A 26,065-nucleotide genomic window follows, 5' to 3' on the forward strand; every position below is an offset into this window, starting at 1 on the left:
CTGTGACAGAGTGACGAATATTGAGAACATACTGGAGGCGTTCTTGTGCTTAGAAGCGCAAAGTGGAGTATACGCACCAAGATTGTAGCCGGTTATATTGTCATTATCCTGTGTCTTGGCCTTGTATTGACGATGATGTCCAGCCGGATGAGCCAGCTGGAAGCAGAGAATCGTTATATCAATGATCATGATCTGGAAGTGCATAATCTGACCAACGCACTGGAAAAGCATGTGCTGGATATGGAGACCGGACAACGCGGCTATGCGCTGACGGGCGACGAGAACTATCTGACGCCATATAATGATGCTGCCGTGCAGTGGGAGTCGGACTATAACGAGCTGTATTCCCTGGTAGCAAATAACTCTCTGCAGCAAAGCAATCTGGATACGATCAAGGCAGGTATTCAGAAATGGGTCAATGAAGCAGGGAACAAAGTGATTGATCTCAAGCGTGAAGGAGATAATGCTGCAGTGACGGCATTTTTCGCCAGCGATCCCGGCAAGCAGCAGATTGACCAGCTGCGGACAGAGCTGGATGCATTCCGCACCAATGAGAAAATGTTAACAGCAGCACGAATTGAGGATACGGCAGCCAGCAATGAACGACTGCTGAATATCATGATGATATTGTGGGCGGTACTGGCTGCAGTATCGATTGCTACTGCGCTGCTGATCTCGAACCGGATCGTACGGACGATCAAGGATGTTACCGAGACGGTCAATGATATCGCTTCCGGTGGTAATCTGAACAAACGGGTAGAGATCAAGACTGCGGATGAAGTAGGAGATCTGGGAGAAGCGGCTAATGGATTGCTGGATCATGTACAGCATGAGAACTGGGTCAAGGACCAGATCGCCATAGCAGCTACCAAGTTCCAGGAATCAACAGATATTCATGTATTGTCTTCGGTACTGCTGACCAAAGTAAACAAATGGTTCAAAGCACCTTATGGCGTCGTTTATGTCGATCAGGGCAAGGAAGATTGGAACAAAACGGCTTCCTTTGCAGTAGAAAGTCATGATGCGGATATCGCTCTTCAGCATATTCGACAGGGCGAGGGGCTAGCCGGTCAGTGTATTACCGAACGTCGTGTACTGGAGATGTATCCTTTACCGGCAGGGTATACCCGAATCGTCAGCTCGGGACTGGGTAGCACGGAACTGCAGGCAATGATCGCTGCTCCGATTATTTTTGAAGGCAAGGTTATCGCTGTGGCTGAATTCGCTCTCGTTAATCCGCTCACTTCCGAAGAGCATGCACTTCTGCAGCAGCTAATCGATATTTTTGCAGTCACCCTGAATTCGGTCAAAATGCGTATGGAAGTGGAGCAGCTGTACAGAGATTCCCAGTCGCTGAACCACGAACTGCAGGTGCAATCGGAAGAACTGCAAGTGCAGTCCGAAGAGCTGCAGGCACAGACCGAAGAACTGCAAATGCAAGCAGAAGAACAACAAATACTCAATGAACGTCTCGAGCAGGGCAAGCTGGCGGCCGAGAGTACAGCGATTGAACTGGATAAATATGCCCAGCAGCTGCAGGTCAGCTCGCGCTACAAATCGGAATTCCTGGCAAATATGTCGCATGAGCTGCGCACGCCGCTTAACAGTATGCTGATCCTGTCCCAGATTCTATCCGAGAACAGCAGCAATACACTCACTTCCAAAGAACAGGAATATGCTTCGATCATTCACTCTTCCGGTAAGGATCTGCTGAATCTGATCAATGATATTCTTGATCTGTCCAAAGTAGAAGCCGGTAAAATGCAGATCGAGATCAATCCGATCAGTATGAGCTCGATGGCAGAACAAATGGAGCGAAGCTTCAAGGAAACGGCCTCTCTGCGGGATCTGTATTTCAAAGTACATGTAGAAGATAATGTACCGGATATCATCTATTCGGATGAGCTGCGTATTCAGCAAGTACTGCGTAATCTATTGTCCAACGCATTCAAATTTACTCAGACCGGCGGCGTAACCATGACCGTCGAGAAAGTCGGCCGGGTACAGACTTCTGAGTATCAGAGCAGTCAGCCGATGATCGCCTTTAGTGTGAGCGATACAGGTATCGGTATCTCTTCCGAGAACCGTCAGGTGATCTTTGAAGCATTCCGTCAGGCTGATGGTGCCACAGCCCGCAAATACGGCGGTACTGGTCTGGGACTGTCGATCTCTTCCCAGCTTGCCCATCTGCTCGGCGGCGAGATCAATGTAGAGAGCAAGCTGAACGAAGGCAGTACATTTACATTCTATATCCCATGTGCGGTCACCGATCCGCATACGGAGAATGAGATGTTCGACCTTAATGAACCGCTTCATCTGAATCGCACAGTATTTATGGATGAAGGTCATATGGTATCGGCGGATTCATACGAAAATTATACATTTACGTATGAATCGGAAGTACGCGAAGCGGAGATTGTAGAAGAAGAGATTACACTTGCCGAGCGTCCGACCACCTTTGAATCTGTGCAGGATCTGCTGACTCCACAGCCGCCAGCAGAAACACAAGAGATTCTGGCAGGCAAAAAGATACTGATCGTCGACGACGATATCCGTAATGTCTATGCGCTGACCAGTATGCTGGAGCGCTATAATATGAATATTGTCATCTCCCAGAATGGCCGGGATGCACTTGAAATTCTGCATATGGATCAACATATCGATCTGATTCTGATGGATATCATGATGCCGGAGATGGATGGCTATGAGACGATGAAGACGGTTCGTAACCTTTATGGTTATGCAGATGTACCGATCATTGTACTCACTGCCAAAGCAATGAAGGAAGATCGAGAGAAGAGTATCCAGGCTGGAGCAACCGATTATATGAGCAAACCGCTGCAAATGCAGGAAGTATTACAGCGAATTCGTTACTGGCTGCACCAGACCAATGTTCGATATTCTACACGTTAATACACCACAAGCGAAGTTTGCGCGACCTTTTGGGTCCGCAAACTTCTTTTTTTATGGACAATCAGCAAAAATTATCGTTAAATATACAAAATGACTTAGTTACTTATTAAAAAGTTTGAATATCATCCGATAATACAGTTGTAGGTCTAAATACCCTAATTCATTCACGAATATATGGGCTTAAATGACTACAGATTGGAGTGGGTGAACGGAAGTATTATTATTTTCCATTATCTAAACAGGGGTTGGATAATAGCTGAATAATAAGAGGAACCTTCTCCGGCTAATATTACCGAAAGGAAGAATCAGTATGAATATAAGCTCTGCCGTTAATTATCCATCTTCCGGTACATCCTCTTACTATCCCAAAAACACAGTAAGTACTGAATCGCAGTCAGATACTGTCTATACTGCAGGGACCGAAGATCCGCAGGTACAGGCTGAAAAGGCCAAAGAACAAAAAGCCAAAGATCATAAGATGGAAGATCAGAAGAATCAGGATAAGCAGGCTGAAGAGCACAAGCTCGAAAAACAGACACGTTACAAAAAGGAAGATCGTATCAAAGAAACCAAACAGAAAGATAGCGATCAATTCCTGCAGAATCAGCAGAAGCAGAATGAAGAGAGCAACGAAATTGCTTCGGACATGCTGGTACAAAACACTTACATGCAGATGGGAGCTCAGGCTAATCTCCCGATCACCAAAGACAATTACGAAGAAGCCGTCAAACATCTGGCTGCACGCGGATTCCAGGTCAAGCTGGAAGAGGATAAGCTTAGTATCTCTTCCAAGCTGCATCAGCTCAAGCTGGAGATAAGCAAGCAATCCTATGATCAGTATGTGAATACTTCTCACAGTTCCGCACCAGCAGAAGAGAGTGCCGACATGCGTACCGAATCTTCAACTGGCTCATCCACTAGTGTTACAGGTGGTTATTTATCAACAGGTACGTATACTCCGCCAGCAACAGCTTCACCATCCCATGAAGCAGAAAATGACAGAGAAGGAGCTATGCAGCCTTCCCGGCAGCCGGTAACGCGTACAGCCGATGAATCGTCAGAGCCTGCTGCAACTTCTGCCACCCCACAGGCTGAATCTACAACCTCTGCACCTGCATCAACAGATACAAAAAGCAGCCCGACTGCGTCTACTTCTGGCAATGAAACTGCCACAAGCGGAACAAAAGGAACAAATAATGGCAAAACCACATTAATACCGGGTCTGTTGTAATTTATAATTTTGTAGAATAGCATTTTTCATTTTATTGTAGAGCTATAATCATGCATTGAAGAATATGTATATGGTAAGCCTCATGTTGATCCTGTTAGGATAATGTGAGGCTTTTTAATATAGATTATTATTATAAGTCTTAAGAACTACATATGCTTGACGATTTATAGTGAAAAGAAAAGTTTTTTTTGAAAAAAATACCGTCATTTTTCGACTTTTGAATTGCATAAGTGTGTACAGTGTATTGAAAACAAGAATGAAAAAGCAAAAATAATTTTCCAAATCCTTTCCAGTAAAGGATTTTACATCGTATTATCAAAAATGGTTAATAATTACAATTTATAGACTAAAGTCCCTTGATAACCAACTGGATAAATAGTAAATTATTACCAATATAAGTGGAACAATATACCTGTTATGTATATTAAATAGAAATACGCATTATCTTTATCCTTAGCCGCCTATCCAGAATTGGATTCATATATTAACAACCCAAAGGAGAATAACCCCATGAATATCACATCTGCAGCAAGTTACAATGTCAGCAATTCTATTCGGCCATCCTATATGTCCCAGCAGCAGGATATGGCAGATCCAATCAAGGCAAACCCAACCGATACGGCAGTCGCAACAGAAGAGAAGCTGTCTCCTGTTGAACAGAAAATGGAAGATAAAAAGCAATACCGTGAAGAAATGAAGCAAAAAGAAAGACGCGACACCGACCGGGATGAGTTTTTTGACAAGCAGCAAAAAAGAAATCAGGAAATTGCTACCCATATGAAGGAAGCATTCACCAGTCATCATTTTTACGATATTGGTAATGATCATGATCTGGCTCTGAATAAAGAAAACTATGAAGAGACGGTTAAAGATCTATTCAGTAAAGGATTTAAAGTGCAGGCCGATGATAGACAGATGACGGTTACTTCCAAGCTGCATCAATTGAAGTTGGAAATGAGCAAGGAATCCTACACTAAATACGTGGAAATGGCTTATGGTCAGAAATTCGCAGAACAGGTTACGGGAACCAGCTCTGCTGACAAGAAATCTTCTGCTGTTAACAGTGCAGGGATTTATACAAATCAGATTGGCAGTGCAGCGGTCAAAACAGCCAGTGCTGCAGTGAGTTCTGTATTAAATGGAACGCTGCAGGGAGTAGCTTCTAATTCAACTGCACCTACATCAAACTCCAGCACAACAGAAGGCACATCAACAACCATAAGCAGTAGTAATACAGCCAATACAGCACCAGCTGCAGAGACGTCTTCACCTGCAACGAGCAGCCAATCCGGCCCGGTATCTGCTGCTGTAACCAGTATCACGCCTGAGCCAACACCGGTAGTTACCAGCCCGGCACCAGTATCCACTACCAGTAGCAGCCCGACTGCAGCTGTACCAGTAGCATCCACGACTATACCAACGAGCAGCACAACAGTACCGGTAAGCTCTACAACTACTCCAATCAGTACAACAACGTCCACCAATACAACAACGAGCCCGGCACCGAGCACCGTTACATCTACCAGCACTGCATCAGCCAGTCCTGCTACAACAGCAGCACCAACAACTAGTACGGGTACATTGACAGGTGTCGTCAATACCACGGTGACAGCGACAGCGACTACAGTGAATACGACTACTTCCGCAACCAAGAATCTGGTAGTTGGACTGCGTAAATAAAATGAATATATCTTTCTTGAAAAAGCCTGTATCGCTAACGGTAAATCACCTTCGATCATGAAGGAGAACCGGTAGAGATACAGGCTTTTATAATTAAAAAATAGTCTTCGAAAAAGAAAGGATACTCCACAGAAAAAATACCCCGTGATGAACCGGCAGCTGTATTACCGGATATGCTCCTGTGAGAGGAAGCAAACTCTTCGCGTTACTTGCTTATATTAAACCACCCCGGCATGGCCTGTATAATCTGTAAAAGTTTTTCTGGAAGTGCAATACGGGAAATATTCAGCTGGGACGTGATCTCGGATTCGCGTCCGGTTTCTATCTTTTCCACCCAATCGGGATTCATGATTAAGGTATGTCCGAGAGCAATAAGAGTCAATCCCGCTTCGATATGTTCGATAGCCTGATCGGCGGTGACTACCGAACCTGCTGCGAGTACAGGCACTCTGCCGTCGGCCTTTTCCAGAATCAATTCAAGTCTTGTTTTATCATCCTGGCTGTCTACAGGCTTGGAGGATAAATGATCCAGCGAAGCATGGATGTAATCCAAATCCTGTTTGGCCAGGAAATCTATTAATTCGTAGGTATCTGCCATACGCAGGCCATCGGGTTTGGATGATTCTTCAGGTGATAGGCGATACCCTATCATAAACGGACGGGTAGCATGCTTTTTGATTATCGCCTTGACTTCTTCAATAATCGCCAGTGGAAAACGAAGCTGGTTTTCAAGCATTCCGCCCCATAAATCTGTCCGTTGATTGGTGGAAGGAGACCAAAAATTCTGGATCAAGAATCCATGTGCTCCGTGAATCTCTACGCCATCAAATCCCGCTTCAATCGCTCTTCTCGTGGTATCTCCAAATGCCTGGATGATCGAGAGAATCTCTTCATGGGATAGTTCTCTTGCTGCTGCTGTCGCGCCTAGCGCAGTCGATTCAGCCGGTAGCGTACTGGCACTCACCACATCCAATTCGGGCAGGGCTTTATTGCCTGCATGGAAAATCTGTAATAAAGAAGGTGCGCCTCCACTTTTGGTGGCTTCCGCCAATCTTCGCAGACTCGGTATAAATGTATCATCATATCCAGCAAATTCATTCGTAAAACCCTGTCCATTCGGAGTAACATGCGTACATCCGGTAATGACAAGTCCCACGCCCTGTACCCTCTCTTGATAATAGCGGATTTCTTCATCCGATACGGTAAGATCATCGTTGCTTGCCCATGTTGTCATAGGCGCCATAACGACTCTGTTGTTGATGGTTATTCCACTTTTAAAAGTAAATGGCTCAAATAATTTGCTGTATTTTGTATTCATACGGTTATCCCTCTTTATTTTATATTTTCCTGACAATAACGATTGTAGAAGGTTGACGCTAGGGGAAGTAAAGCTTATTTTTTTGTGGCTTTGGAGCACTATACATAACTTTATATTTGATTGTCATGCTATGCTTTAGTTACAGTTACAGTTACTGTAACTAGAAGGAGGGATCATATTGGTGTATTCAATGAACTATGTAGTGGAGAATATCAATATTTCTGCCAAAACGCTAAGATTTTATGAAGAACAGGGCATACTGCGTAACATATCCCGGGATGAAAAGGGCAGAAGAATCTACACCCGGCAAAATATGGACTGGATTGCTTTTATCCGTTGTCTCCGCGAAACAGGAATGTCGATCGCCAAAATTAAAGAATACCAGAGGCTTTTTGAAGCGGGGAATGCCACCTTTGTGGAAAGACAGGAGATGCTAAAGCTTCATAAATTGGAAATACAAAAACATATCGAAGAAGAATTGAAGCATCTGGAAGAAATCAATTACAAACTGGCCATGTATGATCTTCAAAAAGACGAGATCGAGAAAAATCCAAATCATGTCTTTAAATGCCATGGCATGGAATCAAGCGCTTTGAATTGAGGATACTCCGATCAAGCTGTCTTCGAAGTCTGACTACACAACAAATAACCCTGCATGCCAGCTATACGAGAATAAGCATGCAAGGTTATTTGTATTGGAATAATGGTAGGCGGCAATCGCCGAACCCGATCAAGCTTCGGCGGCATCGTGTCCGGCCTGTCTGGCATGCCGATACAATTCGGCATAAATCCCGCCTTGTGCCAGCAGCTTCGCATGAGTCCCCTGTTCGACAATCTCGCCATGTTCCATGACCAGAATCCGGTCGGCATGCATGATTGTGGACAGTCGGTGAGCGATGACGATCGTCGTCCGGCCCTCGGAGACGGTCTGTAAGGCTTCCTGAACGAGCTGTTCGGTATGGGAATCCAGATTGGCGGTAGCTTCATCCAGGATCAATACCCGTGGCCGGAAAACAACAATCCGGGCAAAGGAGATCAATTGACGTTCGCCTGCAGATAATCCGCTGCCCCGTTCGGATAAACGGGTATCATACTGCTGGGGCAACTTCATAATCATCTCGTGTGCACCCACAAAGCGACAGGCTTCAATGACCTGTTCACGGGTGACCTGTTCCTGGAACAGCCGTACATTGTCGATGATAGAGCCGGAGAATAGAAATGGCTCCTGCTGAATCAATCCCACGATCCGGTGCAGCTGCTCCTGCGGAATCCGGCGAATATCCTGATCATCGATTGTTACAGAGCCCTGCTGCACATCATAGAACCGATTGAGCAGTGCAATCAGTGTACTTTTACCTGCGCCGGTCGTACCGACGACACCTACCATTTCACCCGGGCGAATATGCAGATCCAGATCGGGCAGAATCGTCTGACCTTCGGTGTAGCCAAATGTAATATGATTAAAGTCTACTTTACCCTGAACCTGTTCCAGCTGTACACTAGCTGCCTGCTGCGGTTCGGGATCGCGAATCTCCGGTTGAATGCGCAGGATGCGCCAGATTCGGTCCATCGATACCATAGTGGACTGAAATGTATTCCACTGCATCGTAATCTGGTTGATCGGCTGGAAGAACTGACGGATATAGCTGATAAAAGCGTACAGCACGCCGACTTCCATCTGTTTGTCGAATACCGCGACGCCGCCCAGCCAGACCATCAATACCAGCGCAATATTGCCGAGTACATCAAAGGTACGATTGAACAGTACATTGGATTTGAGCTGCTGCACATTGGCCTGCCAGTAATCGCTGTTGAATTCGGTGAACCGGCGGGTCTGTTCCTTTTCCTGATGAAAAATCTGGATGAGTCCCATCCCGGACAGATTCTCCGCGGTAAAAGCGACCAGCCGGGATAGTCGGCTGCGTGCATACTGATATACTTCACGCAGCCGTTTACGGAACAGAATGGCCAGTGTAGCAATAATGGGCAGTGTCAGCATAGAGTACCAGGCGAGCGTCGTATCCAGCCGGAACATGAAATAAATAATAAAAACAAGCATCATACCATCCCGGATCAGACTGAGCAGCACCTGTGTGAAAAACTGACTGATCGTCTCTGTATCACTGGATACATTGGTAACCAGTCCGCCGCTGCTGGAACGGTCAAAAAAGCTCATCGATAGCCGTGAAATATGCCCAAACAAATCTTTGCGGATACTGGCAACAATATGCTGTCCGGCATATTGAAGCAGGTTGCTCTGAATATAGGTGAAGATCAGACTGACGATGGCGAGTCCCAGATAGATCAGCGCCATACCGGTCAGAAAGGGCAGTCCGCTCTGTCCGACTGCGATATGATCATCGATTACGATACTGACCAGATAAGGCTGCACCAGATCGGCAGCGATAGCGAGTATGGTAGCAAAGAATATTCCAATAAAGGTCAGCCGGTGCGGCCGGGCATACCGCAGAATGGCCCGTAATGCTTCGTACCGCGAAGCATCCGGCGGACCGGAGTTTGATTTGCTCATGAATGCAGACCTTCTTCCTGTAGCTGATACATGGATGCATAGATACCCTGTTCATTCAGCAGCTGCTGGTGTGTGCCCTGCTGTACAATCCGTCCTTCATCCATCACGATAATCCAATCCGCCTGTTTGACTGCACTGATCCGGTGCGCAATGATGATCGTCGTCCGGCTCTGGCGTTCCTGCACCAGATTCTGCAGGATGCCGGTCTCGGTGACGGCATCAACAGCACTCATACTGTCATCCAGGATCAGGATCGGTCCGGTTTTGGCGAGGCCGCGTGCCAGGCTGGTCCGCTGGCGCTGTCCACCGGACAAAGTAATGCCGCGTTCACCCAGCCGGGTCTCGAATTGCTCGGGAAAGCGGGTAATTGGTTCGTAGATCATCGCCTGGCGGGCATGATTTTCTACTTTTTCCAGTGAGATATCCCGGTCGCTAAATGCGATATTGTCACGAATCGTTGTGCTGAACAGGAATCCATCCTGCGGTACATAGGCGATCCGGGAACGCAGGCTGTTGATGGAGATACGGCGCACATCGGTCCCGCCAAGCAGAATCGTACCGGCAGGCGGATCGTAGATACGCAGCAGCAGCTTGACTAGAGTCGTTTTGCCGCTGCCGGTTTTGCCGACAATGCCGACGGTCTGTCCGCTGGCAATATGCACATTCAGACTGGAGAGAGCAGGGCGCTCACTGCCCGGATACATAAAGGTCAGATCGCGCAGCTCCAGATCGGGCGAAGCCGCCAGCGGCAGCGCGTTCTCATCATCCTGAATATCCGGCTGTTCGCCGAGCAGGCGGTTAACTCGATCGAGCGAGGCACTGGAACGCTGCATCATATTGATCACGTTACCAATCTGCTGGAGTGGACCGGACATGATGCGCAGATAGAGCGTCAATGCGATAAAGTTACCGATTGTAATGTCACCCTGAATCGCCAGATAACCGCCGTACATGAGCGAGATGACCAGTGATAAAGCTCCCAGAAAAGGCACAGTCGCTTGAAAAAGCGAAGACATGCGTACCAGATGCAGCTGATTATCCCGGATCTGATCGACGGTACTGCCAAACCGCTGCCGGGCAGTGGGCTCAATGGCAAAAGTCTTGGTGACCCGAATCCCTCGCAGCTGCTCCTCAGCCGATTCGGTCATATCCGCCAGCGATTCCTGTACGCTCATCGACCGTTTGCGAATACGTGGTCCAAAATACACGACCAAAAACGGAATCGCCACCATCGGCACGATGCTGACCAGAATCAGATAGAGCGGAATATGGCTGAGCAGCATCATCACAAGACAGGATAGAAAAAGAAAAATCGCATTGGTCGTCATGGTAATTCCATTCGAGATGGATTCACGAACCGAGGTGACATCATTGGTCATGGAGCTGAGCAGCTTGCCTGTACCCTGGCGGGAAAAGTAGTGCTCGCTCAGTGTAGCGAATTTGCGGAACAAACTCTGCCGCATCGCAAACTCGAATTTGCGTCCAAGACGCATAACCGAGAACTGCCCTGCTCCGAACAGCAGATTGTAGGCGATCCCGATCCCTGCGAGAATCAGGCTGTAGTCAATGATCATCTCATAACGGATACTTCCGGCGAGTAGGGCATCCGTAAATTGCCCAAGCACTCTCGGCAGCGCAGCCTGGGCAATATTGGACAGAATGATCAGCACAACCGCCATAAGATAGTGTGGCCAGTGTTCACGTACATAATCTGTAAGTATACTTCGATCCTTCATAGGCTTCCTTCTTTCTGCGAACTGATCCAGTTACCTTTCTCTATTTATTTAAACCAAAATGGGACGGAGGATTGCAGTTTTATCGCATTGGAAAAAGAAGCCTGCGAACAGGCTTCCTGGAAAAGAATCAGAATGCCGGCAAGAAGGCTTCATAATAGGCAAGGGGGCATGGAGAAATGCGTGTAACTAGCTGTCACAACTTATATAAAATATAATCCGTACATATAAGGTAGCGGGATAGCAGGGACCGATATTCCTGCTTCCTGTATGGCAGTGGAAGATGGATCAAATAACAGAGAGCACAAAGCCTGATTGCCCGGGACAGGATAAGAACCCTGCGGAGTATGAAGCATATAGTGACGGTCTTCGTTTTCAATAGAGAAATATATTGAAGCATGATCAGCTGCCGGATCGGCGATCAGACCGGTTTGAGTGAGCAGTGCATTTCCGCTGGCCACCATCACTGTCCCTCCATTCGGAATAATGGATATGGCTGCGCCGACATCCTCTACCATCTGGATCATCGCCGTTTCCTGCCAGGGGATCGAAGCAGTCAGAGAAGACAGGGTATACGAGGAAGCAGCGTCCTGCCAGAGCGCAAGTATAGCTTCCTGCTGACCGCCCCATTCCAGTACTTCTCCACGACGTTCTGCTGTAGATGAGGCAGAATCGGTGGGATGGGAAGCCTCTGTATTATCAGGAGGTATGGAGAAGATGCTGACAGCGGCAATATTATTTTGGCCCGGAGCTGTAGCTACCCGGATATGCTGCTGCTGGTCGCGAATATGGGCGACAGGTGCAGCTTCAATCAGCTGCTGCAGCTCGGCCAGACTCATATGCACGTAAGAGCTATGCGACTGGAGAAGCGTATGAACAGCAAAAATATCTTCTGCCTGCATATCTCGCACCTCCCATAAAGAAGAGGTTGGCAGATCCGTCAGACTGTCCGATGAGAGAATCGCCTGACTAATCTGTCCGAAAAATTGGCTGCCTGCACGGGTATACAATGACCGGTCGCCGGAAATAAACAGGAGGGATGCTCCCGATTCACGGGCATGTTGACGGCATCGCTCCAACAGTTGTCCAGCCAATCGCTGACCGCGATAATCCGGATGGGTACATACCGCTCCAATCGAAAAAGCAGATAATACATGCGCACCCGCCTGAATCTGTACCGGAACCAACCCCATAAAGGATACCAACCGGTTCTGTTCAGTAAATGCACCGTAAGAATGACTCATACCGGGATGGAACAGAGTAGGGAACGATGTCTCCATATGACGATGATCCGGCTCGCAGAAAATATCATTTGCCAGCTCGGCAGCCTGCATCAGTTCGTGTATATCTACTTTTCGAATCTGTATCATGGTAGGACCTCCTGGTTGTCGGTAGTAGAGAAGACTATCCAATAGACAGACCGGATAGTCAATGTTAAAGCGCTATAACTCTAGCATACCGTAGTTGATCCCCGAATACGATCCTATCCGGCAAAGTTTCCCAAAAAAACCTGTTCTCCATAAGCAAGAGAACAGGTTTATACTAGCTGACACCAAGCATACTTTGGAGAAGCAGCGGTTTGCGTCAGGTCTTATTTAAAGCAAAGATGAACCTGGCATAAGCAGTCGCATATACAGAAATAAGAACTCTGTACCTTTATATAGAGACTAGATAGAAACAGGGGGCTGATAGTGCATCTGCACGATACCCGCACGTACAGAACGAATCGCAACTGCAGTCACCTTGAAGCCTGGCATCTTGCAGTAAGGATCAAGCTCCGGTGGAGTGGCTTCATTCACGTTCTGGGTACCGCCCCAGTGCATGGGGACGAATAATGTATCCGGACGGATCTGGTCGCTGATTCGGCAGCGAACAAAAAAGCGACCGTGTGCCGACTGAATCTCTGTCCATTCTCCATCCTGCAGATGATGCTGGCGAGCAGTTAGCGGATGAATCTCGACGAAATTCTCCAGCTCACGGGCGGCGAGTGAGGCACTGCGCCGGGTCTGTACGCCAGTCAGATAATGAGACAATACCCTGCCGTTCGTGAGAATAAGCGGATATTCCGGTGAACGCTGTGGTCGTATGGCATGATGGGTTATGCCGGTGAATAGAGCTTTGCCGTCCTCATGGGCAAATCGTTCTGCGAACATCAGCGGCACACCCTGATGCTCAGGTGTCGGGCAAGGCCAGTACACGCCCTCTTCTTGGCGCAGCCGCTCATAGGTGATCCCGTAATAATCAGCTGTGCCACCCCGACTCGCTATCCGCAGTTCATCAAAGATCTCTTCGACTTCCCGATAATCAAAATAATGCCCTCGGCCCAGCCGAGCAGCCAGTTCGCACAGTATACGCCAATCATCCTGCGCTTCGCCGGGTGCAGGAGATGCTGCTTCGCGCAGCAGTACCCGTCCTTCCAGGTTGGTAAGTGTACCGGTATTCTCCAGATAGGATGTAACCGGTAGCACAACATCTGCCATGCGGGCTGTTTCTGACAGGAACATATCGGCAACGACCAGCATATCCAGATTTTCCAGCGCAGAGCGAACGAGCGGGATATTGGGATTGGAGACGACCGGATTGGAGCCCATCACGAATAAGGTACGAATCTCCTGACGGTCAGCCAGTTCCATCATTTCGTAGGCAGATACGCCTTTGCCTGGAATCTCGTCCGGATCGATCTGCCAGACGGAGGCGATGTATTCACGATCTGCCGGATTCTCGATCGAACGGTAGCCGGGCAGCTGATCGGCTTTTTGACCGTGTTCACGTCCGCCTTGACCGTTGCCCTGACCGGTGACTGCTCCATAGCCGCAGCCTGGACGTCCGATTTTGCCGGTAGCCAGTACCAGATTGATCAGATAACGTACAGCGAGATGCCCATCGGTCTGCTGCTCCACTCCGCGGGCGGTGAGAATAATCCCGGTAGCGGCCTGTCCGTACCAGCTGGCAGCCTGACGAATCTGTTCGGAGGGAATACCGCATAGCTCCGCAACCTCTTCTGTATCGATACCATCAAGCAGAGAGGTGAGTTCATCATAACCATTGGTGCGATTATGGATAAAGGATGCATCGATCCAGCCATTTTCGATAATAATATTCAGCAGCGCCAGCGCCAGCATGGCATCGGTACCCGGCCGGATCTGCAGATGAAGGTCTGCAATTGCGGCGGTTGCGGTCTTGCGGGGATCGATAACGATCATGCGTGCTCCATTGGCACGGGCTTCATTAAAATAAGGCAGCAGGGTCGGCTGACACTCCGCGATATTCGTTCCGGCGAGAATAATGCAATGAGCCAGTGGAATATCTTCCAGTCGGCAGGTCATGCCGCGATCCAGTCCGAACACCTTGCTGCCGGCAGAAGCTGCTGCCGACATGCAAAAGCGTCCGTTATAATCGATATACTTTGTTTTCAGACCGATCCGGGCAAATTTACCGAGCAGATAGGCGGTTTCATTGGTCAGCGAACCACCGCCGTATACACCGATAGAGTCCGTACCATACTGCCTCGCGGCAGATTGGAAATGGCTGCTGATTCGATCAAGTGCTTCTGCCCATGTCGCTCTGACGAGATAGCCATTACGGCGGACCAGCGGGAACATCAGCCGTTCCCGATTCATCGCATGCTGATGGGCATTCATGCCTTTTACACAGATACGTCCCTGGGAAGCTGCATTGGGTGTACCTTCCGCCTGCCAGCTGGTATGGCGGCGATCGGTCTGCGGCGTACCAGATGGGAGAGTGGAAGCTGCTGCGAATTCTTTGTAATTCAGGGTGATTTTACATTGTACGCTGCAAAAAGGGCACTGCGTTTTCATCATGTTCATGGCTGATCGCTCCTTCCATTCCAGATTTAGAGTGCTGTTCGTAATATCGGTTCAATATCTGTTCGCGGACATTTGGCAGACTGGTACGCTCCAGCCACTGCCATACTGGTTCACCATAGTCGGATTGTTCATAATAATAGTGAATACAGAGAGATAACAGACGGATCGCTTCGTGAAAAGAATCCATCTGGGCAATCAATTCTGCTCTGCGAAAGGAACCTATCGAACTACCACCAGCATAGATCTCCCACCCCGCAGGAGAGCTGCATACTGCCAGATCATACAGCAATACGCCTACCGGCCCATCAGAGTGAACGGCTGCAGCCAGTTGCAAAGGAACAGCCGGTACGATTATCTGCCATCTGCTATATAATTGTTGCAACAGGTCACCACTGTCCGGCAGTTGTTGCAGTAATGCAGGATCGGCATAAAGCAGCAGGGAAGCTGAAAGGGAATTGCTCATGAACGAAGATACTGCAGCGTCTGGCATTGTATTTGTCCATGTATGCTGTGCAAGATTACCCGATACGTGATAACGATTTTCCAGCAGCCGATGATCGATTTCCATTTCAGCAATATCTGTAGGGAAATACTCCAGATTAGCGGACTGTATCAAGCGGCGGGTATTCAGATAATAATGAATAGCAGGCAGGCACTTTAAACAGCCATCTGCCGTTTTCCAGTTTAGCTGCTGCCTAACCTCGGCAGGGGTCTGCCAGCCCTGTTGATGGATCTGTAAGCGAAGCCCCTCATGAGAGAGGGAAGTGCAGCTGCAAATAGCAGGAATCTCTTCAGCTACAGGAGCATGTTCAGTCGCGACTGGAGCAGATTCCGTGATCCCGGCAGCATGACAACGTACGAGCGCTTCTACCGTAGGACGACAGCCGCCACATGAGCCGGAAGCACGGGTGTGCTCCCGGACTTCATCTGCTGTCTCCAGCTGCAGATTGGTCATGGTATCCAGAATCTTGCATTTGGTCACTGCATTACAGGCACAGACAACTGAGTGCGGAGACAGGGCTATCGCTGCTGCGTCTGCCGGATTCATGGACGCATGCGCATCCGTGCTGTTTGCTGCGAGCCATTCCTCGGCAGATTGACCACGGCGTACTGCTTCGACCAGAGCGGCTCCTTCAGCAGTCTCACCGTATAATATGGCACCGCTGATGCTGCCGCGGGTAGCCAGCACTCGGCGATAGGTGCGGCGTACACCATCATACTGCTGCACGATATCCTCGGCTTCTGGAGCTTGGATATCGCCAATCGAGAAGACATGTACACCGGAGATTTTGAGCTGGGAGTACGGGATAGAGCCCTGATAACCGGCCGTTGGCTGTTCACACAGATGAGCAGCCAGTACCTGTGCCTGCTCATATAGAGGAGCAACCAGACCATAAGAGATACCGCGATGTTCTGCACACTCGCCGATTGCATAAATGCCGAGCTCGCTGGTCTGCATTAGATCATCTACCAAAATAGCGCGTCCAGTCTGAATGCCTGCCTGTTCAGCCAGGCGGATATGGGGACGAATACCAACTGCCATCACGATCAGATCGGCAGCCAGTCGATCACCTTGATCAAAGCGTAATCCCTGCGCTCGGGTCGCGCCGGTAATTTTCAGTGTATTGCGATTGAGATGGAAGATCATACCCTGCTGCTCCAGCTCTTGTTGCAGCATGCCGGCTGACAGTGCATCCAGCTGACGATTCATCAGATAGGAAGCGTTATGTACAACATGCGCCTCCATACCAAGATGCAGTAGACCACGCGCCGCTTCCAATCCAAGCAGACCACCGCCGATAACCGCGGCGCGGCGGTACTGGCTTGCATACTCGGTCATGATCTGGCAGTCTTCCATACTGCGAAAAGAAATTACGCCCTTTTTATCCGAACCGGGTATCGGAGGGATAAAGGGAACCGAACCTGTCGCGATAATCAGCACATCATATCCTGTCTGAATGCCGGAAGCCGTATGAATCATCCGCTGCTCCGGATCAATCCGCACAACCTGTTCGCCGGAGTGCAGTTGAACTTCATGCTCCTGATACCAGTCCAGCGAATGCAGAATAATATCCTCAAACCGGCTTTCACCCTGAAGTACTTTGGACAACAGAATCCGGTTATAGTTTGGTCGGGACTCCGCACCAAACACCGTAATTTTGAAATGTCCGGGCTGCCGCTTCACTATTTCTTCCACACAACGCATTCCTGCCATTCCATTACCAATCACGACTAACTTTGAAGGCATATGATTTCCTCCTTTATCCATCCTGATATCTGTCTCTATTTGGGTATACATCTACTATTCAAGCGTTTATCTACAATAATTTTGCAATTATCCATCCAATTTCATCATTTCTTTTACACAATGTTAAATTACCTTACGTATTTTAAAAGGCTGCGTATCCTTTTCATAATCAAGTTCATCTTCCAGAAAAGACAGCATATTATCATATCGCTGTATAAACGAGGTGGAAATAAACAGAAAAAGCCCTTTTCTGCTGAATTAACAACAGGAAAAGGGCATCATTGCCACCAATTAAGATCACACGTCTTTGTGTGAAAGTTATAAAGTAACAGTAAAGGATTCTGAAATTTATGTCAATATAATTAACGTATAATCATTTATTATGCTCTAAAATTATTTATGAGTTATATAATATAACATTAATGATGTATTTTGAGGATTTTGTATAGTGGCACCTTTCACTCCAGTTTCATCGAGCGCCAATACTCATCCCTATAAAACCAACGTGGTAATTATGGAGACTGGACTTCCGTTATATGAGAAAGGCTGGGCTTTCGCAGGAATGGATATCGATGGATACCCTTATCTGATGATGGCACCAGATGCACTAAAAAACGATACAGTTGTTCCTCATGCATTGGGACATGCTGTGCAATTTGCCCAGTCGAATAACAGTTGGAGAGATAATCTTTATCTTGGTCCGTGGTATGAGACCATTGCCAACTGCTCCGTTCCGGCAGAATGTGCGCCCCAGACAGCTGGAATCAGGCTTTTTCAGAAAAGAACAGACCATTTGAATCCAAACCTCGTTATCCATATACACTTCAATTGGAACATGCCGAACCCAATCTGTCGCCAATCGGTATAGACTCTGGAGTCTCCTGACATCGTCATGGAAATGGAGGAGGTTTTGTGGCGGACAGTGCTTTTGTCGATGCAAGTGTATATGTCGCACCCAATGCCCGAGTGCTGGACAATGCAGTAGTGAAGCAAAATGCCCGAATTGAGGATAATGCCATTGTACGAGGCGATGCACAGATCGGCGACAATGCGCGCTTAACCGGTCATACAATGGCGCAAGGCAATGCAGTAATCGATGGCTCTGCCTGGCGGAGTGACTATGCCATTGTGGATGGATATGCAGCCGTTACCGATCAGGCGGATGTGAGCGATCAAGCGATCGTTCGCGACGATGCTGCTATATCTGGCAGTAGTAGTGTAATGGAAAGCGCACTTGTAGGTGGGTATTATACCGTAAGCGATCATGCTGTCATCAAAGGGATGTCTATTGTGCAAGGCGGCGAAAGTAAGGAGAAGCATGGCGGAGCAAGTGGAAACGCAATAACGTACGGAGACTTTTACGATGATATGGGCTACAACCTTGTTGACGGATCATTCTCGGGTTACCTGAGTATCGACGCTTCTGTGAACACATTCAAAGATGGCTATGCCATCAAAAGTGGAAGCGGGTATGCACGCTCTCCAATCAAGTGAAATTGATTAACCCAAACCATTTAGATGTGGAAGAATGTTCTATCTGCAACTTAACTTTATTGTTTTTGAAAAGAAGCTCACGTACGTAACGAAAGAAAGGAAATAAGAGCAAAGGACGACATTTAAGCCTGGAGATCCTCATTTACTCCAACCCACAAAGGATCTCCAGGCTTAACCGGAGGACGTGCTCTTATTCCTTTCTGAAGTGAATGATGAAGAACAGATCAAGCTCTGTTCAACGAAACCACAACCACAACCACAACCACAATCAAAAGCCCCTGTAACCACACCTACAGGGGCTTTTACTATAAAATGATAAACTCACCATGCCACTTCAATCGTATCCATATCCAGTCATACGCCTAACTACTTCCGACTATCACCCAACCCTCACAGCTTGCGCGAAGTCAATTTCGCCTGGGTGAATAGCAGCAGATAATCATGACCGCCGGCTTTGGAATCCGTACCCGACATATTGAATCCGCCAAATGGCTGCGCACCTACCAGCGCACCCGTACATTTGCGGTTTACATACAGATTGCCGCAGTGCATCGTCTCCAGCGCTTCACTGATCCGCTCCTCATTGGTAGAGAAGAATGCACCGGTCAGTCCAAACTCCGTATCATTATAGATCTCGATCGCTTCCTGATAATCTTTGGCGGAGCACAGAGCCAGTACCGGGCCAAAGATTTCTTCCTGCATGAGGCGGGCTTTGCGATCTACATCCGCGAACACTGTAGGCTGGATATAGTAGCCGTTACCCTCTGCTTTGTTACCGCCTGCGACCAGACGACCTTCGTTTTTGCCGATCTCGATGTAATCGAGAATTTTATTATAAGAGGCTTCATCAATAACCGGTCCGGATGGATAGTTCTCTTCCGGCAGACCGATAGATAGCCGTCCGGTTAGCTCGGTTACTTTTTCTACAATCTGTGGATAGACGGATTCCACGATTACAGCGCGTGAGCCTGCCGAGCATTTCTGACCCTGGAAGCCAAAGGCAGAAGCAACGATCGCCTGGGCTGCTGCATCCAGATCGGCTGTCTCGTCGACCACGATTCCATCCTTGCCGCCCATTTCCGCGACCAGTCGTTTCATCCAGATCTGACCTTCTACGGTATCGGCGGCGAGACGGCTGATGCGCAGACCGACTTCCTTGGAACCGGTGAAACTGATAAAGCGTGTCTTCGGATGAGTAGTCAGATAATCGCCGACTTCGGCACCACTGCCCGGGATAAAGTTGATCACGCCCGGTGGCAATCCGATTTCTTCCATGAGAGCAACGAACATATGAGCGATAACCGGTGTAGTAGAAGCAGGCTTGAGCAGTACCGTATTCCCGGATACTACAGCAGCTGTCGTCATCCCTACACAGATCGCCAGCGGGAAGTTCCATGGCGGAATAACAATACCTACACCGAGAGGAATATAGGTCAGTCGGTTATCTTCACCCTGGATAGGGGTCAGCGGCTGGGTCTCGTTAATCTGATCCAGACGCAGCATCTCGCGGGCGTAGAACTCCATAAAGTCAATCGCTTCCGCAGTATCTGCATCGGCTTCGGCATAGTTTTTGCCGGCTTCCAGAATCATCATCGCCGAGAATTCGTGCTTGCGTTCGCGCATCAGGGCAGCTGCTTTGAACAGATAATCGGCACGGATACGGGCAGGAACCTTTTTCCATGTCTCAAATGTCTCCAGCGCTGTCTGCATCGCTTGTTCAGCGAGCTGCTGATTGGCTTTGCTCATATAACCGATCACTTCATCCTTGTTTGCAGGATTGATAGAAACGATTTTGTCTTCGGTTACAATCTTCTGGTCTCCAATATGCAAAGGAAGAGTCTGGCCAAGTTCTGCGCGGACGCGGGCAATAGCCTGTTCCATTGCTTCACGATTGTCCGGTTGGCTGAAATCTACAAAAGGTTCATTGGCAAATGTTTGGATATTTGTTGTTTTACTCATTGATTTATCTCCTCTCAATATGGAAGCAGAATACAATCATAATTTGTAAGCACATACATTTAATTGGATTATACACTTTTATCGTTTAAAATGTACAATTTAAACAAAAATATTTAGATAATTGTTCAATAATGAACAGAAAGTTGGAAAGTATATCAAGTATCCGAATTTATTACTTTTATCAAGGGAGGCCTATTTTTTAGTAATGATCCATTTCTTTGCGGGACAATCAACATTCATTTCAGATCTACAATAGAATAGATCGAAATAGCCAAATCTGTCATATAGTTGTCAGTAGAAGGGCAGCCATGTTAAATTGTTACTAAATTACATGGAGTGAGAGATTATTATGTTCAATAATGAACAATTACAAATAAATGAAAATATAACCGAACTGCCGCAGCAGGCAGAAGCGCAAAAGGTAGTCGAATTACTGCTGCAGGACCAGGCAGTCTGTATACGTTATAACCGTAAGACGTACCTGTTTACATCCGAGGATCTTCAGTTCTGGCAGGAGGCGGCAGGTTCTGTCGAGAGTTCTCTGGCTACCTGTGAACCTTCGCCTATGGTAAATAGAGAAATAATAGAGCAAGCAGACGATAAATGGATCGATCAGCTGCCCGATTCGCTGAGTCGTCCGATTGTATTCACAATGCCGGATGGGCAGGCAGGAGGCTATCTTCATGGTGGTGATCTTCTGCGTCAGCTGCATCGTCAGAAACGCAAAGCCGAGATGTACCTAAATGGACTGCTGGATACCGTGACCGATGCCGTAACCGCAGTGGATCAGGAGGGCAGGGTTATCTGCTGGAATGATGCGGCTGCGCAGATTTACGGTATTCCGTATGAACGTATTATGGGCCAGACCATTGGTGAGCATTTTGATCCGGAATCGATTATGCTGCTGCGCGTACTGGATGAAGGACGCAAAGTCCGCAACATGTATCACAAATCTTCCGAAGGTACTCACGTATTGATCAATGCTTCCCCGGTACTGGATGCATCGGGTCATGTCGTAGGCGGACTGTCTTCCGAGCAGGATATCACTCATCTGGTCAAATTAAACCGGGAGCTGTCCCATGCTCAGGCGAGCATTCTCGATACAATGCCGCGTAGGAGTGATCCGTTTACCCTGATGGATGGACAGAGTCACAGCATCAGCAAGGTTGTTCGGATCGGCAAAAAAATCGCTGAGCTGAATACACCAGCGCTGCTGTATGGAGAAGCCGGTTCCGGCAAGGAGCAGCTCGCCCGGGCGATCCATCTGGCCGGCGCCCATGCAGAATCTCCATTTCTGTCCCTGAACTGCGGTGCCGTGCCGCCGGGGATGCTGGACAGTGAACTGTTCGGCTTTATCGGTGGTACGTATTCCGGCCAGGATATTCAGGAAGCGGGCAAGCTGGAGCAGGCAGGGGAGGGTACCCTGTTTCTGAATGAGATCGACAAGTTGCCGCCGGATATCCAGAATAAGCTGTACCGTGCGATCAAGACGCGCTCTTTCCGCCGTTATAGAGGTCAGGAAGATATTCCGCTTCATGCACGGATTATCGCGGGTACGCGGACCGCACTAGATCAGCGTGTCACCGATCAGCAATTCAGCTCCGAGCTGTATTACGCGCTGGGTGTCGTTACAATTACGGTACCTCCGCTGCGTGAACGCAGGGAAGATCTATCGATACTGGTGCATATGTATCTGCGCGAATTTGCCGTACATTACCAGAAGCCCGTACCGCGAGTAGCACCGGAAGTCATGCTGGCATTTGCCCGTTATGACTGGCCGGGCAATATTGCCGAACTGCGTGCCGTCATTGAACGCTGTGTGATTCTGAGTGAAGGGGATTCCCTGCTGCTGGAGCATCTGCCCGAATCGCTGCAGGGAGATCAGCCTCCGGCATTTACAAGGGAAAAGGAAGATATCATTGTCTCCGAACCTTCTGAACCTTTGATAGCGCACAGCCTCAAAGCCCGTGTTACCGAAGAGGAAGAAAAGCTGCGCATCGAAGAAGCGATACAAAAAGCTGCTGGTAATAAAAGTATCGCTGCCCGGATTCTCGGCATCTCCCGCGGTACCCTGTATAACAAAATGACCAAGCATCAGTTGTAAACTGTTGCTGCACCAGGCTTGTCTGAAGAGCGCATTCGCTCACAGGCAAGCCTATTTGGCTTTACTTGAATAGGTTTTTGAGTACAAACCATATATTGGCCGGACGCTCTGCCAGCCGGCGCATGTTGTAACCGAACCAGTCACGTCCATACGGTACATATACACGTACCTTGTAGCCGTCCTGCACAAGTCGTTTCTGAAGGTCTTCGCAGATGCCATACAGCATCTGAAATTCAAATTGATGCAAAGGAATATGATGACGTGTAACTTCCTCGCGCACATAGCGGACAATTTTCTCATCATGAGTAGCGATCGCTGTATAGTTGCCGTTTGTCAGATGCTGGCTAATAATTTTGCAGTAATTGCTGTCGACATCTTCTTTGGCAGGAAAGGCGACAGACGGAGGCTCTTTATAAGCACCTTTGACCAGTCTCAGATTGGCACGGTACTCATTCAGATCTTGAATATCCTGTTCGGTGCGGTATAGATAGGCCTGCAGTACAATACCTACATTATCGAACTGCTGGCGCAGCTCACGGTAGATATCAATAGACATCTGGCAGTGGGCGTAATCCTCCATATCGATCCGTACGAAGTTGCCATAGCTTTGTGCTCGTGTCAGGATAGAGGTCATATTGTCGATACAGAGCTGACGGTCGATATCCAGACCGAGCGAGGTCATTTTGAGTGACAGATTGGACTGTACTCCACTGCGCGAGATGGCATCCAGCGTCTCCAGACACATCTGGGTAGATTCCATCGCTTCTTCGCGAGTCGAGATAAACTCTCCCAGGTGATCCAGTGTAGCCAGTCGGCCATCCTGATTGAGTGTACGAACGGCCTGCACAGCTTCTTCAATCGTTACGCCGGCAACAAAACGTCTGGCACCGAAGCGCAAACCATACTTTTTAGCCATTTTATTGGCGGAAGGATTTTTGGCCAGTGACTGAAACAAATTCCGAAGCACGGTCTCCATGCTACCCCTCTTTTCATGAGAACTGGTTGAATATGTCATTATTCTAATCAATACAATATGGATTGTATATACAAAACGTATATTTTTGCACAAAATATTTTTAAAAATTAGATTATTTTTATTTAAAGTGTTCAATAATGAACATATTAGTATATGGATACATATCTTTAACTGGAAAATCGGATCATAACAAGCTGAGTACAAAAGAGAAACGATTTGAAAAAAGAAAGAAGTAAAGGGATCGCATGAATCGAAGAGGAGGCCAATATGATGAATAATAAGTTATGTATGGTTACATGTTATATTATATGACTCATAAAATTATTTTCTTATAATTTTGTTAATTTAATTGACACATGAATAAAATATTCTTATAATTTGAAACAAATTCACTATCCGGTGATTCATAAGTTTACATATTCAAGCACAATGATGTGCAAACGCAGGCAATGAAGCCGCAATTTTATCCTTTGATTCCAAAGGGGAAATTGCGGCTTTTTGTATGGACTTATGCAATCAACAAACATGCCGGATCATCGAAATCAGTACATTATGAAATACAGAGGAGCGAGAGAGATGGAGAGAAAAAGTTTCTGGCAGAGCGGGCATAAGCCTACATTATTTGGTTCTTTTTTGTACTTTGATATCAGCTTTATGATCTGGGGATTGATTGGGCCCTTAAGTGTCGTTATTGCGCAGGATTATCCGATGGATCCTGTGCAAAAAGCACAGCTGGTCGCTCTTCCGGTACTCGGCGGTTCCATTTTACGGCTACTGCTCGGATTTCTGTCCGACTATATTGGCCCCAAACTAACAGCACAGCTGGGAATGATTGTTACGCTGGTGCCGCTGTATCTGGGCTGGCAATGGGTACAGTCGCTGGATCAACTGTATGTGGTTGCGTTGCTGCTGGGAATAGCTGGTGCGTCTTTTGCTGCGGCACTGCCACTGGCAAGTCAGTGGTATCCCAAGGAGCATCAGGGTCTGGCTATGGGCATAGCTGGCGCCGGTAATAGTGGTACGGTGCTCGCCACCCTGTTTGCCAATCGGTTGGCCCAGTATTTTGGCAGCTGGGAAGTCGTATTTGGTATCGCGATGATTCCGATCGTTATCGTTTTTATCTACTTTAGTATTTTCGCCAAGAACAGCCCGGATCGTCCCGCACCGAAAAAGCTGTCCCAGTATGCTTCCATTTTGAGTCAGCGGGATGCGTGGGTGTTCTGTGCCTTTTATTGTGTGACCTTTGGCGGTTTTGTCGGTCTGGCTAATTATTTGACAATTTTCTTCAATACACAGTACGGATTGTCTGCTGTTCATGCAGCGGATATTACAACCATCTGTGTAATTGCCGGCAGCTTTTTCCGTCCGGTCGGCGGGTATCTGGCAGACAAAATCGGCGGTACACGGATGCTGATGTATCTGTATACCGGGGCCGGGGCGATGCTGCTGTGCGTTTCTTTCCTGCCGCCGCTGCCGGTCGTGGTGGTGCTGCTATTTATCGGTATGATGTGTCTGGGAGCAGGCAATGGCTCTGTATTCCAGCTGGTCCCGCAGCGTTTCGGCAACGAGATCGGTCTGGTCACCGGGATTGTCGGTGCTGCAGGAGGACTCGGCGGTTATGCGCTGCCGCTGGTTCTTGGCAATCTGTACAAAACAGCAGGCTCTTACACGCCTGGATTTATCGTACTGGGTACGGTGGCCTTCTGCTCGCTGGTGCTGTTGGTCGTGATGCAGACCCGGTGGCGCGGCAGCTGGCTGCGCAGTGCAGCAATCAGTGAATCGGCACGTCAGGCTGGATAAGGGAGATAGATGTGTGAATCCGTGACTATAAGAAAAAAAGAAAGTTTGTTTTTAGTAGATTGAACATACTGGCATAGCTCTATGATGCATAAAAAGGCTGATCTTCTTTTCCGGAGTGGAGGAGAATATCAGCCTTTTTTGATATTTTTATGGCGGAAATATAACAGTTCTCTACTCTTTAAAAGCCTGTCTGCATATAAGGATCGCAACCAATTGGATTATTCGGATAGTGTAGGCTGGCATGTTAAGGAG

Annotated in this window: 16 protein-coding genes; 8 read left to right on the top strand and 8 right to left on the bottom strand. The window is 47.9% G+C overall.

Annotation, left to right across the window (positions count from 1 at the left end):
* The first annotated feature begins 45 nt into the window (after nucleotides 1-45).
* From H065_RS0109205 to H065_RS0109215, 3 genes are all read left to right on the top strand, one after another.
* The gene (locus tag H065_RS0109205; protein ID WP_017812757.1) at nucleotides 46-2,913 is read left to right on the top strand and encodes a CHASE3 domain-containing protein; all 2,868 of its coding nucleotides are present in this window, start codon (nucleotides 46-48) and stop codon (nucleotides 2,911-2,913) included.
* Nucleotides 2,914-3,223: 310 nt separating this feature from the next.
* Entirely contained in the window at nucleotides 3,224-4,144 is a 921-nt protein-coding gene (locus tag H065_RS0109210; protein ID WP_017812758.1) for a hypothetical protein, read from the top strand.
* Nucleotides 4,145-4,654: 510 nt separating this feature from the next.
* Complete coding sequence (locus H065_RS0109215) at nucleotides 4,655-5,824, top strand: RodZ family helix-turn-helix domain-containing protein (RefSeq protein WP_017812759.1); 1,170 nt, start codon at nucleotides 4,655-4,657, stop codon at nucleotides 5,822-5,824.
* A 205-nt stretch (nucleotides 5,825-6,029) separates the two neighbouring features.
* Here H065_RS0109215 and H065_RS0109220 read toward each other — a convergent pair whose 3' ends face one another.
* Complete coding sequence (locus H065_RS0109220) at nucleotides 6,030-7,142, bottom strand: NADH-dependent flavin oxidoreductase (protein WP_017812760.1); 1,113 nt, start codon at nucleotides 7,140-7,142, stop codon at nucleotides 6,030-6,032.
* Nucleotides 7,143-7,332: 190 nt separating this feature from the next.
* On the opposite strand from H065_RS0109220, the gene H065_RS0109225 reads away from it, so the two are divergent.
* A complete protein-coding gene (locus tag H065_RS0109225; protein ID WP_274517935.1) occupies nucleotides 7,333-7,743 on the top strand; it encodes a MerR family transcriptional regulator in 411 nt (136 codons plus the stop codon).
* 129 nt (nucleotides 7,744-7,872) lie between these two features.
* Here the strand turns inward: H065_RS0109225 and H065_RS0109230 are convergent, their stop codons facing one another.
* The 5 genes from H065_RS0109230 to H065_RS25645 form a co-directional block, all read right to left on the bottom strand.
* Complete coding sequence (locus H065_RS0109230) at nucleotides 7,873-9,672, bottom strand: ABC transporter ATP-binding protein (protein ID WP_017812762.1); 1,800 nt, start codon at nucleotides 9,670-9,672, stop codon at nucleotides 7,873-7,875.
* Entirely contained in the window at nucleotides 9,669-11,408 is a 1,740-nt protein-coding gene (locus H065_RS0109235) for an ABC transporter ATP-binding protein (protein ID WP_017812763.1), read from the bottom strand. Before H065_RS0109235 ends, H065_RS0109230 begins: the two co-directional genes overlap by 4 nt.
* Nucleotides 11,409-11,608: 200 nt before the next feature.
* Entirely contained in the window at nucleotides 11,609-12,775 is a 1,167-nt protein-coding gene (locus tag H065_RS0109240; RefSeq protein WP_017812764.1) for a GNAT family N-acetyltransferase, read from the bottom strand.
* 297 nt (nucleotides 12,776-13,072) lie between these two features.
* Entirely contained in the window at nucleotides 13,073-15,232 is a 2,160-nt protein-coding gene (locus H065_RS0109245) for a molybdopterin oxidoreductase family protein (RefSeq protein ID WP_017812765.1), read from the bottom strand.
* Nucleotides 15,186-17,480 carry an FAD-dependent oxidoreductase gene (locus H065_RS25645; protein WP_017812766.1) on the bottom strand — a complete coding sequence of 765 codons (2,295 nt, stop codon included), beginning with the start codon at nucleotides 17,478-17,480 and terminating at the stop codon, nucleotides 15,186-15,188. Before H065_RS25645 ends, H065_RS0109245 begins: the two co-directional genes overlap by 47 nt.
* Nucleotides 17,481-17,928: 448 nt before the next feature.
* Here H065_RS25645 and H065_RS28565 point away from each other — a divergent pair, with 448 nt between their 5' ends.
* Both H065_RS28565 and H065_RS26925 read left to right on the top strand, forming a co-directional pair.
* Nucleotides 17,929-18,348 carry a DUF6055 domain-containing protein gene (locus H065_RS28565; protein WP_017812767.1) on the top strand — a complete coding sequence of 140 codons (420 nt, stop codon included), beginning with the start codon at nucleotides 17,929-17,931 and terminating at the stop codon, nucleotides 18,346-18,348.
* Nucleotides 18,349-18,392: 44 nt separating this feature from the next.
* Nucleotides 18,393-18,974 (top strand): LbetaH domain-containing protein, encoded by a 582-nt coding sequence (locus H065_RS26925; protein WP_017812768.1) that lies wholly within the window; start codon nucleotides 18,393-18,395, stop codon nucleotides 18,972-18,974.
* 390 nt (nucleotides 18,975-19,364) lie between these two features.
* On the opposite strand, the gene pruA is transcribed toward H065_RS26925, so the two are convergent.
* A complete protein-coding gene (gene pruA, locus H065_RS0109265; RefSeq protein WP_017812769.1) occupies nucleotides 19,365-20,933 on the bottom strand; it encodes an L-glutamate gamma-semialdehyde dehydrogenase in 1,569 nt (522 codons plus the stop codon).
* A 349-nt stretch (nucleotides 20,934-21,282) separates the two neighbouring features.
* Here pruA and H065_RS0109270 point away from each other — a divergent pair, with 349 nt between their 5' ends.
* Nucleotides 21,283-23,037, top strand: coding sequence for a sigma-54 interaction domain-containing protein (locus H065_RS0109270; protein WP_017812770.1), 1,755 nt, complete (start codon nucleotides 21,283-21,285; stop codon nucleotides 23,035-23,037).
* Nucleotides 23,038-23,098: 61 nt separating this feature from the next.
* On the opposite strand, the gene H065_RS0109275 is transcribed toward H065_RS0109270, so the two are convergent.
* Nucleotides 23,099-24,013 (bottom strand): proline dehydrogenase family protein, encoded by a 915-nt coding sequence (locus H065_RS0109275; protein WP_017812771.1) that lies wholly within the window; start codon nucleotides 24,011-24,013, stop codon nucleotides 23,099-23,101.
* A gap of 576 nt (nucleotides 24,014-24,589) precedes the next feature.
* Between H065_RS0109275 and H065_RS0109280 the strand changes: the two genes are divergently transcribed.
* Nucleotides 24,590-25,813: a nitrate/nitrite transporter gene (locus H065_RS0109280; protein WP_017812772.1), complete on the top strand. Its 1,224-nt coding sequence runs from the start codon at nucleotides 24,590-24,592 to the stop codon at nucleotides 25,811-25,813.
* Nucleotides 25,814-26,065 lie beyond the last annotated feature (252 nt).

It is taken from the genome of Paenibacillus shenyangensis (assembly GCF_000346635.1).
In the GTDB taxonomy this organism is placed as follows: domain Bacteria; phylum Bacillota; class Bacilli; order Paenibacillales; family Paenibacillaceae; genus Saccharibacillus; species Saccharibacillus dauci.